Origin of the sequence: Thalassospira sp. MIT1004 (genome assembly GCF_001858545.1) — a bacterium.
Lineage (GTDB): Bacteria > Pseudomonadota > Alphaproteobacteria > Rhodospirillales > Thalassospiraceae > Thalassospira > Thalassospira xiamenensis.
Genome location: NZ_MCAO01000043.1, coordinates 143876 through 157580, shown reverse-complemented (window position 1 = coordinate 157580; position 13705 = coordinate 143876). Strand labels below are relative to the sequence as shown.

Genomic DNA, 13705 nt, shown 5'->3' with positions numbered 1-13705 from the left:
TCAGGCGGAGGTGGTTTGACGCCCGTCGACAAATTCGCCGTCGCGGACGTGATAGATCGTATCGGCCGCGTCAAACCAGCGGTCATCATGGGTGACACAGATGATGATCTTGCCCTGCTTGCGTAAGGATGGCAGGATTTTTTCATAGAAGACCGAGCGGAAATGCGGGTCCTGATCGGCGGCCCATTCATCAAGGACAAGAACAGGTTTTTCTTCAAGCAGGGCCGCGATCAGGGCAAGGCGTTTGCGTTGCCCCTGTGACAGCGATGTCGTTGAAAAGGCGTTGTCATCAATTTCGACCTTGTCATCGATTTCCATCTGTTTGAGCAGGGTTTCAACCCGTTTCGGGTCGATCTCATCAATGCCGTAAAGTTCGCGAAACAGATGATAGTCCGAGAGGACAGTCGCGAAATGATCGCGATAAAGCTGCAAGGCGTCGGAAGGGAGCGGGCAATCATTGACCATGATCGAACCGCTTGCCGCCGGGCGAAGGCCGGTCAGGACGGCGATGATGGTTGATTTGCCTGCGCCATTGCCGCCGGTGATAAAGGTGATTTCACCCTTTTTGAAGGTGGCATTGATCGGACCGACGGCAAAGCCGGGGCTATCCGTCGTGCCAGGATAGGCGAAACGAACGTCGCGCAGGCTGATTTCGGCGAAATTGCCAAGGGCACTGCGCAATTTTTCAAGGGTTTCGGGCGATGATGTGCCGTTCGTGGCCTCGTTCGCATGTTGGGCGTCAAGGGCGTCTTCGAGCTGGTGATCGATATCGTTGATCTTGCGGAGCGCCACATCGGAATCGGTAAAGCTGGGGACTGAGGCAACCACGGCCCCGATCGGGCCGATCATGAACAGGGCCGCGGTCGTGGTTTGCACGGCAACGTCATGATAATCCGATGTGAAGATCGGAACGATGAATACCATTGCCGCCATCATCCCGTAGAAGGCCAACTGGATCAGGGCGAATTCACGCGACCATTGGGCCTTGACTACGGATTTGGTGTCGCGTGCCCGGATGGAGCGGTCATTGAGTGCGCCGAGCAGCGCATCGCGACGCCGACTGTTCATTTTGACTTCCTTGAAGCCATGCAACAGATCGGTCAGGCCGCCAAAAAGCAGGTTTTCATCGTCAATCGCGTCACGGGTGGCGGCGTTGATTTTGCGCATGCGTTGCAGATGGATGGTTGAAACCACAACGGCCAGAACGGAAATCATCACGAAGGCGAAGGTCGACAGCCATGCGAGATAGGCCGCGACACAGATGATCAGGACCACCTGCTGCACACCATTCAGCATCAGGGGCAGGGCGGCCGATACGGTTTGCATTTCCTGGGTGAGGGCGGTTTGAACCGCACCCTGTCCGACCTTGGCCAGCGTATCGGGGGCGGCTTTTCGCACGCGATCAAACAGGCTGAGGCGGAGTTGATGGAGGATGTGTTCCACCTCGGCGGCGATCATGTCGCTGGATTTTTTCTGGGCCCAGATATAGCCGATCAGCGACAGAGCCATCATGCCGAGATAGCGCATGCTGGCCACACCGTCTTCGGCCTGTTCGGCGGCCAGATTGACGATGATCAGCACCATGGTGGTGGCAATCGATGCCAGTGACAGCAGGCCCACGGCATGGCGCAGATCGATGCGGGTTCGGGATCGCAGAAGATCAATAAGCAGCATGATCAGATCCTTCCACGCGGGTCGTTGCGGTCAAGTTCGTGCAGGGTGCCGGCTTCGAGATGCAGGCGGCGGTCGGCAGCATCGAAATAATGATCGTCATGGGTGACGGCGATGATGGTTATGCCGCGTGCTTTGATCTGTGGCAGGATTTCGTAATAGAATTTTTTACGGAAATAGGGGTCCTGATCAGCGGCCCATTCATCAAGAACAAGGATCGGGCGATGTTCGAGAATGGCGGTGATCAGACCAAGCCGTTTGCGTTGCCCGGCCGACAGGGCGATGGAAACAAATTTGCCGTCGCGAATACCCGTTACATGGGACAGTTCAAACAGGTTGAGCCAGTAATCTGTTTCTTCGGGATCAATTTCGGCCGATCCGTGCAGTTCGGAAAACAGGTGGAAATCGGAAAACACGGTGGCGATTTTATCGCGGAAAGAAGCGATATTTTGCGCGCCAAGCTGGATATCGTCAAACCGGATGGCACCCGATACCGGGCGATAAAGGGCGGTCAGAAGCTTGATCAGGGTGGATTTGCCCGCCCCGTTGCCGCCGGTGATGAAAATCAGTTCGCCCTTTTTTACCGAAAGGCTGATCGGGCCAAGAACAAAGCCGTGGCGCGGGTCGCGGTTGGGATAGGTAAAGCAGACATCATCAAACGCGATGTTTGAAAATGTATCGGGCAGCTTTGTGCCGTTTTCGTCAATCGGTTCGGCAATTTCGTCCAGATCCTGTGACAGGGTTACCATGCGCGCGGCGGCCTGTTCGGCCGCCCCCAGAACCGCCATTGCCTGCACCACGGTGCTGATCGGGCCAATCATGAACAGGACTGCGGTGCTGACCTTGGAGACCGTGGAGCCGAAATTATCGGTATAGACCGGCACGATAAAGACGATCACCGCAAGCAGGACATAAAAGGCGGTCATGCCCATGATCATCTGACGGAACATCAGGCTGTGGGTTTCCGCCGTGATCTGTTCCTTTTGCAGTGAATTTGCCGAAAAGGCATTGAAAAGGGTGCTGCTGCGCGATGACCACATGCGGACTTCGCGGATGCCCGAAAACAGATCGGCGACCTTGCCAAACAGGCTGGTTTCGGCGAGATGGAGTTTGCCAAACCACATGCCGAGCTGTTTGCCCATCTGCAGATAAATGACAATCCCGGCCCCGATCACCAGCACGATCAGGAAAAAGGCCAGCGTGGACAGCCAGAAGACATAGATCATCACCGCAACCACCAGCAGAAGCGATCGGAACGACATGCCGATCATGTGCGAGTTTTGCGAAATGACCTGAGTGCTTTGGGTGATGCTGTCAAACAGGCGGGCCTGACCAAAGGTTTCAAGCCGGGCAAAGTCGGCATGGGCGATCTGCCCCAGCAGTTTGCGACGCACCTTGTCGATGCCCTGTTCGATCTGGGTCGAGATGTTGGCAAGAAGGAAAACCTCGGCCAGGAAATAGACCACGGCAAGGGCGATGAAGCCGCCGGCCAGAAGCCAGTCGACCTGATCGACACCGTTATCGGCAATGCCTTCGGCGGCGGTATTGACCAGACCCAGCAGGACCGCACTGCCCGCACCTGATAGCGCACCGGCAAAGGCAAGCCGGGCCATCAGTCTGTTATCCCCCCAAGACAACAGTTCGAGCAATTTCATCTGTTTGCAGTCCCCATAGAACCCGACGTGGGCATTTGTCCGCGACTGTACCGATGACCGGCAGGGCTGTCCAGTCGCTGTCCAATTGGGGGCATAACGGAAAGCCTTTTTCGCGTCGAAAGAATTCAGATATTTGCGCGGTATGGCAGTGGAATGGGGCCTTCGCTGTTGATCACGAGCACGTTGCTTTGGGCATTCAGGCCAAAACGGGCACGAAGATCGTTGTTTTTTGCCACATGCCAAAGCCCGGCGATGCCTGCAATGCCGGTATCCCATGTTTCAAGCGGGGCGTCGCCATTGATCCCGGCGGAAAGCGTGTTTTGGACCAGAAGCGCCACGTCATCATCAATCGCGATGCTGTGGGTGGATACTTCGCGCAGGATTTCAAACGCCGGGAGACTCGGTTTGCCACAGGACAGTCCGATCATGCGGGTCAGGAGCTTGCCCGGAACCGATGTCAGTTCACCGGTTGCAAGGCTTGCCTGAAGGCAGGCGGCGTTTGTTGCCTCCACCGTGCAGACATTCGGTTTTTGACCGCTTTCATGCCAGAGCCCGATGGCGCAACCCGCCGCCATGCCGCCAACCCCGCATTGCAGGAAAACATGATCGGGGGTGATGTTTTCAGCCCGAAGCTGGCGGGCGCATTCGATGCCGAGAACCGCATAACCCGCCATGATATCGCGGGTAACGTCGAGTTCATGGCCATAATCGGTATCGGTGATCAGAAGCACGTCGGGCGATTGTGCGGCATTTTCGGCGGCAAGGACCGCATCGTCATAGGTGCCATCGATGCGGACGATTTCAGCCCCGGTATCGGTGATGCGCCGGATGCGGGCCTGATCGACCTCTGTGCCGACATAAATCCGCGCATGACAGCCGAATTTTTTGGCCGCCCAGGCCACGGCAAGGCCGTGATTGCCATCGGTTGCGGCAACGGCGGTGTAATCCGCGCATTGCGGGCTTCCGGGTGTCAGGCCGCGTTTCAAAAGCTGCTGTTTCAGGCCATAGGGGGCACCCAGTGCCTTGACCCCGCCCAGACCGAACCGTTTGCTTTCATCCTTGATCCAGACGGTGCCAAGACCCAGTTCGCGGGCAAGGCCGTCGGCGCGGATCAGCGGGCTTTGGCGATATTCCGGCCAGGAGGATATCAGGTCGAACGCCTGATAAATATCGTTGCGCCCGGGATCAAGGGCGATGATGGACGTCATCGATTTCTCCGAAATCTGGCCGTGGTCCGGTTTTCTGTTATATGTTCTTCTGGTTTATGAGGGGCGTATGATGTTGCGTCAAACACAATCTGAATATCAACGATCGTGCAGGGTTGTCGTGAAGATGATTGTGTTAAATCGCTGAGAATAAGGGTATTAATTCATCTTCGCTCTCGACGGGTTTCCCGATGATCCATTAGGATATGGGGCATTGGGATGCGGGGATTGATTCATCACAAACGATGAGTGGACGGTTTTGCGTTTTGAGCTCGGCATGAGAATGATTGCGACCGGTATGCTGGCAATTCTGTTGTTGGCGGGGGCGGCGGGTGCGTATGCGCAGCAAAGCGGCACCGATGCCGAGGATGCAAGTGCCGATATGTCGCCGGTTGACGTCCTGCCTGATATCGATGTCGACACATATGACGATGCGATCATCGACCCGGCAAAATCCAACCCGGACCTGATTGATGGCCTGATTTACAAACCCGATGCCATTCCGTTGTCGCAATATCGTCGCCGGACAACCGACCCGGAAAGTCTGGCGGCGTTGAGCAACACCGATGTGATTGCCGGTGATGGCCAGACCGAACGATCCTATTACGCGGCGATTTACAGCGGCAGCACGAGTGGCGTGTATTTCAAGGTTGCAGCCCAGATTTGCGAGATGATGAGCCGTACCTTTGAGCGCCATCGCGTGCATTGCGTGCCGTTGCGATCCCAGGGTGTCGGCAGCAATATCCGCCTGATGAAGGAAGGACGGGTGCAGCTTGCCATCGTGCAGTCGAACAATAACTGGGAAGCGCAGAAGGGCATTGCGCCGATCCCCGGTGCGCGGTCGGTGATGTCGCTGCATGATGAAATGGGGTTGCTGGTGGTGCGCAATGATTCCGGCATTGAATCGATTGGCGATCTGCGCGGCAAACGGATCAATATCGGGCCGGAAGGGTCGGCATCGCGGGAATTGTGGCTTGAGCTTCTGTCGCGGTACGATATCACGCTTGAGGATCTTGATACCGTTTACAATGTTGCGCAGGATTATAACGAACTTGGCATCTGCGAGAATTATATTGATGCGTTCGGTCTGTGGATCGGGCATCCGGCGACGCTGATTGAAGATACGCTTGGCTGCGGGGCGCGGGTTGTCGGCATGGGCGGCCCCTTGACCGATGAGATGGTGCGGGCAAACCAGTATTTCTTTAATCAGGTTTTGCCAGCAAAGACATATAGTGCGCAGGAAGAAGCGATTGCATCCTATGGGTTCAAGGCATCCCTTATCGCCTATGAACCGGCCGATCCGTATGTGGTGTACTGGATCACGCGGATCGTTCATGAAAATATCGACCGGATGAAGGAAATGTATCCGACATTCCGAAGCGTGGTTGCCGACGATATGTATGAAAAGGGCAATTTCCTGCCGTTCCATAAGGGGGCGGCATGTTATTGGGAAACCGATGCGCATGCCTGCGACTGGCAACCCTATTATCAGCAGGCCGACCCGAAAGGGCCGAGCAAATGGAATTACAGTTATCAGCAATAAGCCGCGTTATTAAGCGGGGATGGCCGGAACCCAGCCGATGCGCGGCGCCGTGCCATGGGGTGATGATTGGCAAAACAGGCCGATCAACCCGTCATCGAGCAATTTCCGGCAGGTCGCAAGATCGTCACTGGCGCACCAGATTGCGCTATCGGGTGCGGACGGGAATTTTGCATCCTGATCGGGGCCGATATCCCGGCGCAGCAGAAAACGGTTCCCGCCAAATTTCGCGATCAATCCATGAATGGCAAGGCCGGTTGAGACCGTGCTGATCAGGCTTGGGAAATTGGTTGGGGCGACGGTGCTGAGTGCGATGGTGCGCCCGCATTTCCGGGCGATTTCGATGCGGTGTTCGACCATCCGGCGTTGCCACCCCTGTCCGCGCCATTGCGGATCAACCGCGACCCCGTCGATATGGGCGACCTGGCCCAGCAGATCGGGGGACAGGTGATGGTCGGTGCCGAAATTCGGATCGGTTTCGCGCGGTAACCCCAGCACGCAATAGGCAATCAGACGGTCCCCGTCAAAGGCCCCAAAAATCTGCCCGCAGGCATCCAGATGATCGGCAAAGAACTGATCGGTTTCGGTGGCGGCATTGCCCGGCGGCAGGTCCGCGATCACCTTGTGATGCAGGGCGATGATGGCCGGAAGATGGGATGAACCAAGCCGGGGCAGTTGGGTCATTCGATGACCTCCGCGTAATCCAGCAGCGACAGCGGCGGATAGAGTTTCAGTTTGCGCGCCGATGACAGCCGGATCAGATAGGAAAACCGGTCAAGCGTTTCGACCGGGATATCGGCGGGTGATATGCCACCGATCAGAATTTGTTCGACCTTGCTGGCGGCGAGACGGCCGACAAGTTCATAGCGGCTAACAAGGCCCAGCATGGCGTGACCATCACGGACTTCAAGTTCGGTCGCGCTAAAGGCGGCAAGCCCGTTGGCAAAACCGGCATCGGTCAGGGTATCGCGATAATTGCCGATGAAGTTATCCGGCCCGATATACAGGATATCGGCCCCCTTGCGTGCCAGTTCGGCAACGGCGGGGGCGATGTCATCGGCGGATGGTTCGTCGTCGGTGCCAAGGGGGGCGGCCAGAACGTCAAACCCCATTTCGCGGCCCAGTTCGGTCAGATCGGCGACGTTGGAAACGGAATTGTCTTCGCGGCTGTTATAGACCACGCCGAGTTTATCCATCGGGCGATAGGCGCGGATGGCATTGATCTGGGCGGCAAGCGGGGCGATGTGGGTTGCCCCGGTGACATTGGGGCGGCTTTGGCCCGCAGGCGCGGCAATACCGGTTTTCCAAGGCGATGAAACCATCACATAGACCACCGGAAGATCGGTGATGTTTTTCGCCGGATCGACGGCATCATATTTGCCGACGACAGAAGATGTGATCCCGGTGCCCCATGTGTAAACCAGATCGGGCGGGTCTTTGCGGATCTGATCGATGATGGCGGGCACGCGCGACAGATCACGCGCAACGTCATGAATGGTCAGATCGACGGGGATGTTGTTTTCGTCGAAATAGGCGCGAAATCCCTGTTCGACATTGGTTTCACCCCGCCAAAGGATCATGGCGATTTTAAGCGGGGCCTTTGATGATTGCGCATATGCCGTTGGCAATAACGTCGCGCTGAGTGCGACGATCAAGACCGCAAGAATGCCAAGCAGACGAAAAGCCGGGGGACGAGGGAATGTCATTTCGTCCCTCCTTGTGCTTTTTGTTCGCTCTTTTGTTCGCTCTTTTGTTCTGGGGGAACATGACCGATCAGAAGTTCAAAGCACAGAACCGAAACGGCGGCAAAGACCCCGAAAATCAGGACGGCCTGCGTTGTTCCGACCAGAAGGGTCAGACCGGCGGCCAGCAGCGGACCGGCCGCCCCACCCAGACGTTCGGCCAGACGCAGCACCGCAAGGACCGGGCCGGTGCCGTGATCCTTGGTGAAATCCTTGCTGAGTTTCAGGCTGGCGGAAAGCTGTGCCGGGATTGAGGTTGCCTGTGCGAGGCCTAGCAAGGCGACGGCAACCGCAAACAGGGCATATTCGGGAAGCCAGCCCGCCAGCAACAATCCGGCGGCGGTCAAGCCACCGCCAATGCCGACCGCGCGGGTTTCGTTCTGGCTTTTGTCGGTCCATTTTGCCGCGGCCCAGCCGGTCAGGATCGCGACCAGCCCGTAAAGCATGATCACCCGCCCGGTTTCAGCCGTGGTCGCACCCGATTGCAGCAAGATCATCGGGGTCAGGTAATATAAGAAGCCGCTGAGGATCAGTTTGGCGGGAATGGCGGCAAACAGGATCAGCACCTGCAAACGGCGATTGCCGAGCATGGCACGAAGGGCGGCCCTGGTCGGGACCGGCGGTGGGGTTTTGCCACGCACCATATTATCCATCAGGAAGAAGGCCAGAAGGACGGCAAGAAACGCAATGGTCGCACCGGCGATAAAGGTCATATCCGGGCCGAAATGGCCAGCGACAATCCCGCCGATGGCCGGGCCGCAGATATCAGCCAGCATGATGCCGCTGACCATCATGGCGGTTCCCTGTGTGCGGTTGCTGTCATTGGTGGCATCAAGGACATAGGATTGACAGGCGACAAAGGTGGTGGCGTAACCGATCCCCGACAATGCGCGCCACAGGACAAGATCCCAGATGCCAACGGCAAAGGCGGTACCGATCAGACCAAGTGTCGCCAGAAATGCGCCACACAGATACATGCGCAGTGACCCGACCTGTTCCTGAAACAGGCTGCAGATCGGCATGGCAAGGGCAACCATCAGAAGATGCACCGCCATGACCACGCCTGCGCCAAGCTGCCCGTCGATGCTGTGGGATGTCACTTGGCTAAAGAAGGCCGGCATGATCGGACGGGCCAGTTCTTCGGCCAGGACAAACATGAAGGCCAGCATGCGAACCCCGATCAGCTTTACCTCCCGTTCGCGTTGGGGATGTGTGCCGACCTTTTTGGCGGTGGTGTTGATCAGGGAATTGATGCGTTCCATGAACTGGCCGATTTCGTCATGGGTGCTTTGGCCATGCAGCAGGGTGAATTTGCGGTCGCGCACATTGCCGAGAACCTTGCGCGCAACCCTTACTGGCAGGGCGACATTGACGGTTAACACCAGCAACATCAGTTCAAATGATAAGGCGAGGGTTATGATGAAAATGATCGCAATGTCATAAAGGTTATCAGTAACCGGGCGCATCAGGGCGGCACGGGCATGACCAAGGACCACCTCGATATCGTCATGCTCTTCGGCGCGGGGCAGGTTGAGGCGGGTCACGATATAGGCGGTATCGTTGCCCGACGGGGCCGTTAAGGCGGCGGCGATTTCATCCGATGGCAGGCCGCCCGCATGCAGGATGTCGCCCCCCATGTCGGTGATGGCGGCAAAAACCAGATCGGGGTCGCCATCGCGAAGCTGATAGACGACGGCTTCAAAGCCGACAATCTCGCGGAGCGGAATGCCGAGCCGCAGGGCATTTTCGATTTTTTCGCCAAGAACCCGGGCTTCGATTTCGGCCTTTTCGCGGATTTCGGCTTGCAGATCAGCACGCGCCAGTTCGGCGGCCCGCCAAGAAATCCCGACCAAGGCAATGCAAAGCGAGATCGTGCTGAACAGCAGCAGAATCCAGATCGTGCCCTTGGGGAAAAGGCGGCTTCGGATATTGCCGCCATGAGGGGATGCGGGGGTATCGGGTTTGATTTTCGGATTGGCAGAGGGGGTCATTTCAGGGGCTCCGCCGGGGTTTTCGATGTGTGTTCGGTGCCGTCCTTTTGGGTGTCGTGGGGCAACTGATCGCGGATTTCACGGTACAGGGAAATCAGTTCGATTTCGCTTTGGGTCAGGACGTCGCCATCATGGGGGCGGGTATTGGGGGCCTTGCCCGCAACAGCGCGCGCCAGATCTTCGTGCAGTTCTTCGAAAACGCGATGGCGACGGCGCATCAGAATGAACAGGACGCCAAGGATGGGCACAATCATGCCCATGCCGAAGGCCGCCGATTTCCACATTTCAGAGAAGGCATTGGCAAGTTTGGCTTCGGAGGCCTGCGAGTTTGCGGTGATGACGACCAGACCCGCGCATTGGCCAAGGCTGTCGCGCAGGACCTGTCCGGCGGTGGCGATCCCCGGTGTGAAATCGATCCAATGATCACGTGTCTGTTGCGATATTGCCGCGCCAGAGAGCGCCTGATCATTGGGGGGGCTGTCTGGGGACCGCGTGGCGTTGCTGATTGGGGTGCCGTTGCAGTCCAGAACGGCGACATTGCGGATATCGTTGGCCATATCCAGACGCCGGTTCAGGACCGATTGCAGATTTTCCATGTTTTCCAGCCGCAAGCCCAGATCGATCCCGGCAAGGACATCCTGACTGGTTTCATTGAGAATCACGGTCATGCGCTGGGCCAGAAGGGTGTGCAGGGTCTGGTCGAATCGCAGATAATTCAGGACCGTGGTCATGCTCAGTGCGCTTGCAAGCACAAGGAAAAGGGCCAGCCCGATCTTGGTAGACAGCTTCAAAACGTGTCTCCGGCGAGATATATTTTCAAAGTATTTTCAAAACATGATCCTGTTAAGCCGGTTATATCCTCAGAAAGCGGCTTTCACAAACCATATGGTTGATTGCGTCGGGGTTGGGGTCAAGGCTGTTTAAAACCTTGATTCGGTTTGCAGTGCTGATAGTTAGCGATTATGATTTGGCGCGGGACAATAAACCGGGGGACGTTATGGGGGCTGAAACGCTTGAAGTGCTGAAACGGCGCAAACAGCACCGGCTTGCAAGTGGTGTTGTGCAACGCAATGCCCTTTGGGCCGCGGGGACCGGTTTTGTTCCGATTCCTGTTCTCGATTCTGCAGCGACGGTTGCCGTGCAGCTTAAAATGCTGGCGGAACTGAGCGATGTTTACGGTGTTCCGTTCAATAAAAGCAGTGGCAAATCCGTGATTGCGGCCTTAACCGCGTGCATTACCAGCGGCGTTTTGGGGCGGGCTCTTTTGGGGACGGGGATATTTTCCAATATTGCCAAGGTGATGCCGATTGTCGGATCGACACTGAGCATCGTGACCATGCCAGGTTTCAATGCGGCATTTACCTATGCGCTTGGTCGGGTTTTTCAGCAGCATTACGCCGCGGGCGGGACGATGGCGGATTTTGACGCCCAAAAGGCAGAGGCCGATTTTCGCCGGAAATTCAAGGAAGGCCTGAAATTCGATCAGGACGAGAAAACGGCGTGAAGAACGCGTAATCGCGCAATAACAGGAATTCGGGTGGCGAAACGATGCATTTGATTTTGATTGTAATTTATCTGTTGGCCTGCATTGTTTGCGGCATGCTTGGCCGCCGGACGTCGTTCGGATTTCTGGGGCATTTCCTGCTGGCGATTGTGATTACCCCGATTGGTGATTTTCTGGTTCAGATTGTTGCGCGCCCGTCGCGGGAGCTTCGTGAAAAGCTTAAAGACCTTGATTATGAATAAGATGATGACTGACGGGCGATCAGCATGCGTCACGATAAATCCGACGACGAGATGATGAATGGTTGATAGCGCGACAGTCGCACCCGGTGCACCAGACCAAAACGGAACCGCCCGCAAAAGAGGGCGGTGGTCGATCTTTTGGCGGCGCTTTTTCATTAGCGCGGGGGAACGCCTGCGGCGGTTGCGCACGACATTTCTGATCGGGATTCTGTTTTTGCTGATCGCGATTTTCGCGTTGGCACCGCAGATTTTCATTACCGTGCCTGCCGGGCATGTGGCGGTGATGTGGTACCGGTTCTTTGGCGGGACGGTGGTTGACAGAAGCTATGGGGAGGGCATTCACATGATCTTCCCGTGGGATGAAATGTATATCTATGACGCGCGTCTGCAAAATCAGGCGCGGGTTTATGACACCATTTCATCGAACGGCCTGTCGATGGAAGTCGACATTGCGGTGCGGTATCGGATCAATCGCGAAGCGGTCGGGATGCTGCACAAGCTTGTCGGGCCGAATTATGCGGAAATCCTTGTGTATCCGGAAATCGGATCGCATGCGCGTGAACTGATTTCGCGTTACACGCCTGAACAGCTTTATACCGAAACCCGTGCCTTCATTCAGGCCGAAATCCTTGAACGGATGGTCAACGAGCTTGGATCATCACTGGTCAATCAGAGTTTTCAGGGGCGGCTGGTGACGGTTGAAGACGTTCTGATCCGTTCCGTGATCCTGCCCGAACGCGTTGCGGATGCGATTGAACGCAAGGCTGAACAATATCAGGCCATGCTGGAATATGATTTCCGTCTGGCGCGCGAGGAAAAGGAAAAGGAACGCAAGAAGATCGAGGCGGAAGGTATTCGGGAATTCCAGGATATCGTCGCCAAAACGATTACCGAGGAATATCTTCGCCTGCGCGGTATCGAAGCCACCATGACGCTTGCGACATCGAAAAACAGCAAGACGATCATCATTGGTGGCAAAGATGGCCTGCCCGTGATCCTCAATACCGCAGATTCGCCGACGGCCAGCTCCCCGGATTCAGATTCGGGGGCGGAGCTTGTGAACGATACGGCGGAAAGCCTGCCGAATTCCGGGGCGCTTAATGCACGGTCGCAGGAAATCGCGCCGCAAAATGCGATTTCGCCGGGCGTTCGTGCCCCGGTCGATCCGTCGGACAAACGTGCGCGCCCCGGTGCGGCAAATTCGGCCACACCGCCGGTAACACCGTCGATGAAGCCGACAGCCCCGACAGCGGGGGCGTCAGAGGATGTTTCAACGACGGGTAAAACGGCTGGTGATGTTCTGAAATCGATTGCCCCGCTGTTTGATCCGACCAGTGGTGACGGGGGTGGTGTTGTCAAACAGAGCGACATGGAACCTGCCGCGAAACATGAGAGTGCGGGGCAGCCTGAAATTTCAAAAACCGGTAGCAAATAAAGGGTGTTGTGCGTTGCTACTTCAGGTTAGTTCAGGTAAAGTTGAAGAATAGATTTTGCGTGCAGGACATCAACTTACAGGTACAAATTCAAGAGGCGATAATGAGCGAAGCAGAAACCATCGAAGAGACTGAAGAACTGGCCGTCGCGAAAGCGGATGAAATGCGTGCCCAGTCCCGTGACTGCATCCATCGTCATAGCGTTTATGCTGCGGTTGGTGGTCTTGTCCCGATCCCGTTCCTTGAAATGGCCACCAGCAGCACGATTCAGGTGCGGATGCTTGCAAAGCTTTGCGACATCTACGGTGTTCCGTTCTCTGAGAACGCGATCAAGAGTTCGATTTCGACCCTGGTTGCAACGGTTCTGCCGATGACCGGTGTCGGTTATGCAACGGCGGCACTGGTTCGCAAGGTTCCGGTTGTTGGCACGATCTTTGGCGTTGTCGCAATGCCGACCTTTGCTGGTGCCTGCACCTACGCGCTGGGGCGTGTTTTTGCCTGGCACTTTGCCAAGGGCGGAACGGTTGACGATTTCGATGCCGATGAAATGAAGGGTCGTTTCAAGGACGAATTCGAAGACGGCAAACGCAAGGCGTCCGAATTTGTCAAAGGCGGCAAAACCACGGCCAAACCGGCAGCGGGTGCAACGACCGCAAAAGCCTGATTGATCGTCGGGTTTTCAGACCATATTTCGAGAATGCCCAAAGCGTGCTTTGGGCATT

General features: G+C 56.4%; 12 protein-coding genes. 5 read left to right on the top strand and 7 right to left on the bottom strand.

What is annotated here, in order from left to right:
• From BC440_RS16655 to BC440_RS16645, 3 genes are all read right to left on the bottom strand, one after another.
• Positions 1-1674, bottom strand: a complete 1674-nt coding sequence (locus BC440_RS16655) for a cyclic peptide export ABC transporter (protein WP_071240639.1) — start codon at positions 1672-1674, stop codon at positions 1-3.
• 2 nt (positions 1675-1676) lie between these two features.
• The gene (locus tag BC440_RS16650) at positions 1677-3326 is read right to left on the bottom strand and encodes a cyclic peptide export ABC transporter (protein WP_071240638.1); all 1650 of its coding nucleotides are present in this window, start codon (positions 3324-3326) and stop codon (positions 1677-1679) included.
• 125 nt (positions 3327-3451) lie between these two features.
• Entirely contained in the window at positions 3452-4534 is a 1083-nt protein-coding gene (locus tag BC440_RS16645; RefSeq protein WP_071240637.1) for a diaminopropionate ammonia-lyase, read from the bottom strand.
• Positions 4535-4808: 274 nt separating this feature from the next.
• Between BC440_RS16645 and BC440_RS16640 the strand changes: the two genes are divergently transcribed.
• Positions 4809-6074, top strand: a complete 1266-nt coding sequence (locus BC440_RS16640) for a TAXI family TRAP transporter solute-binding subunit (RefSeq protein ID WP_083379401.1) — start codon at positions 4809-4811, stop codon at positions 6072-6074.
• 9 nt (positions 6075-6083) lie between these two features.
• On the opposite strand, the gene BC440_RS16635 is transcribed toward BC440_RS16640, so the two are convergent.
• The 4 genes from BC440_RS16635 to BC440_RS16620 are packed head-to-tail and all read right to left on the bottom strand — an operon-like array spanning position 6084 to position 10595.
• The gene (locus BC440_RS16635; protein WP_071240635.1) at positions 6084-6755 is read right to left on the bottom strand and encodes a GNAT family N-acetyltransferase; all 672 of its coding nucleotides are present in this window, start codon (positions 6753-6755) and stop codon (positions 6084-6086) included.
• The gene (locus BC440_RS16630) at positions 6752-7777 is read right to left on the bottom strand and encodes an ABC transporter substrate-binding protein (protein WP_063094793.1); all 1026 of its coding nucleotides are present in this window, start codon (positions 7775-7777) and stop codon (positions 6752-6754) included. Before BC440_RS16630 ends, BC440_RS16635 begins: the two co-directional genes overlap by 4 nt.
• Positions 7774-9804, bottom strand: a complete 2031-nt coding sequence (locus BC440_RS16625) for an MFS transporter (protein ID WP_071240634.1) — start codon at positions 9802-9804, stop codon at positions 7774-7776. Before BC440_RS16625 ends, BC440_RS16630 begins: the two co-directional genes overlap by 4 nt.
• The gene (locus BC440_RS16620; protein ID WP_071240633.1) at positions 9801-10595 is read right to left on the bottom strand and encodes a hypothetical protein; all 795 of its coding nucleotides are present in this window, start codon (positions 10593-10595) and stop codon (positions 9801-9803) included. Before BC440_RS16620 ends, BC440_RS16625 begins: the two co-directional genes overlap by 4 nt.
• Positions 10596-10801: 206 nt before the next feature.
• Between BC440_RS16620 and BC440_RS16615 the strand changes: the two genes are divergently transcribed.
• From BC440_RS16615 to BC440_RS16600, 4 genes are all read left to right on the top strand, one after another.
• The gene (locus BC440_RS16615; RefSeq protein ID WP_071240632.1) at positions 10802-11308 is read left to right on the top strand and encodes a DUF697 domain-containing protein; all 507 of its coding nucleotides are present in this window, start codon (positions 10802-10804) and stop codon (positions 11306-11308) included.
• A 44-nt stretch (positions 11309-11352) separates the two neighbouring features.
• A complete protein-coding gene (locus BC440_RS16610; RefSeq protein ID WP_037992693.1) occupies positions 11353-11550 on the top strand; it encodes a hypothetical protein in 198 nt (65 codons plus the stop codon).
• A 181-nt stretch (positions 11551-11731) separates the two neighbouring features.
• A complete protein-coding gene (locus BC440_RS16605) occupies positions 11732-12985 on the top strand; it encodes an SPFH domain-containing protein (RefSeq protein ID WP_233421779.1) in 1254 nt (417 codons plus the stop codon).
• Between the two features lie 101 nt (positions 12986-13086).
• Positions 13087-13647 carry a DUF697 domain-containing protein gene (locus BC440_RS16600; protein ID WP_007090619.1) on the top strand — a complete coding sequence of 187 codons (561 nt, stop codon included), beginning with the start codon at positions 13087-13089 and terminating at the stop codon, positions 13645-13647.
• The last annotated feature ends 58 nt before the right edge of the window (positions 13648-13705 follow it).

Coding starts and splice junctions, on each gene's coding strand:
- BC440_RS16655 (WP_071240639.1), bottom strand. CDS start 1,674: ATGCTGCTTATTGATCTTCTGCGATCCCGAACCCGCATCGATCTGCGC.
- BC440_RS16650 (WP_071240638.1), bottom strand. CDS start 3,326: ATGAAATTGCTCGAACTGTTGTCTTGGGGGGATAACAGACTGATGGCC.
- BC440_RS16645 (WP_071240637.1), bottom strand. CDS start 4,534: ATGACGTCCATCATCGCCCTTGATCCCGGGCGCAACGATATTTATCAG.
- BC440_RS16640 (WP_083379401.1), top strand. CDS start 4,809: ATGAGAATGATTGCGACCGGTATGCTGGCAATTCTGTTGTTGGCGGGG.
- BC440_RS16635 (WP_071240635.1), bottom strand. CDS start 6,755: ATGACCCAACTGCCCCGGCTTGGTTCATCCCATCTTCCGGCCATCATC.
- BC440_RS16630 (WP_063094793.1), bottom strand. CDS start 7,777: ATGACATTCCCTCGTCCCCCGGCTTTTCGTCTGCTTGGCATTCTTGCG.
- BC440_RS16625 (WP_071240634.1), bottom strand. CDS start 9,804: ATGACCCCCTCTGCCAATCCGAAAATCAAACCCGATACCCCCGCATCC.
- BC440_RS16615 (WP_071240632.1), top strand. CDS start 10,802: ATGGGGGCTGAAACGCTTGAAGTGCTGAAACGGCGCAAACAGCACCGG.
- BC440_RS16610 (WP_037992693.1), top strand. CDS start 11,353: ATGCATTTGATTTTGATTGTAATTTATCTGTTGGCCTGCATTGTTTGC.
- BC440_RS16600 (WP_007090619.1), top strand. CDS start 13,087: ATGAGCGAAGCAGAAACCATCGAAGAGACTGAAGAACTGGCCGTCGCG.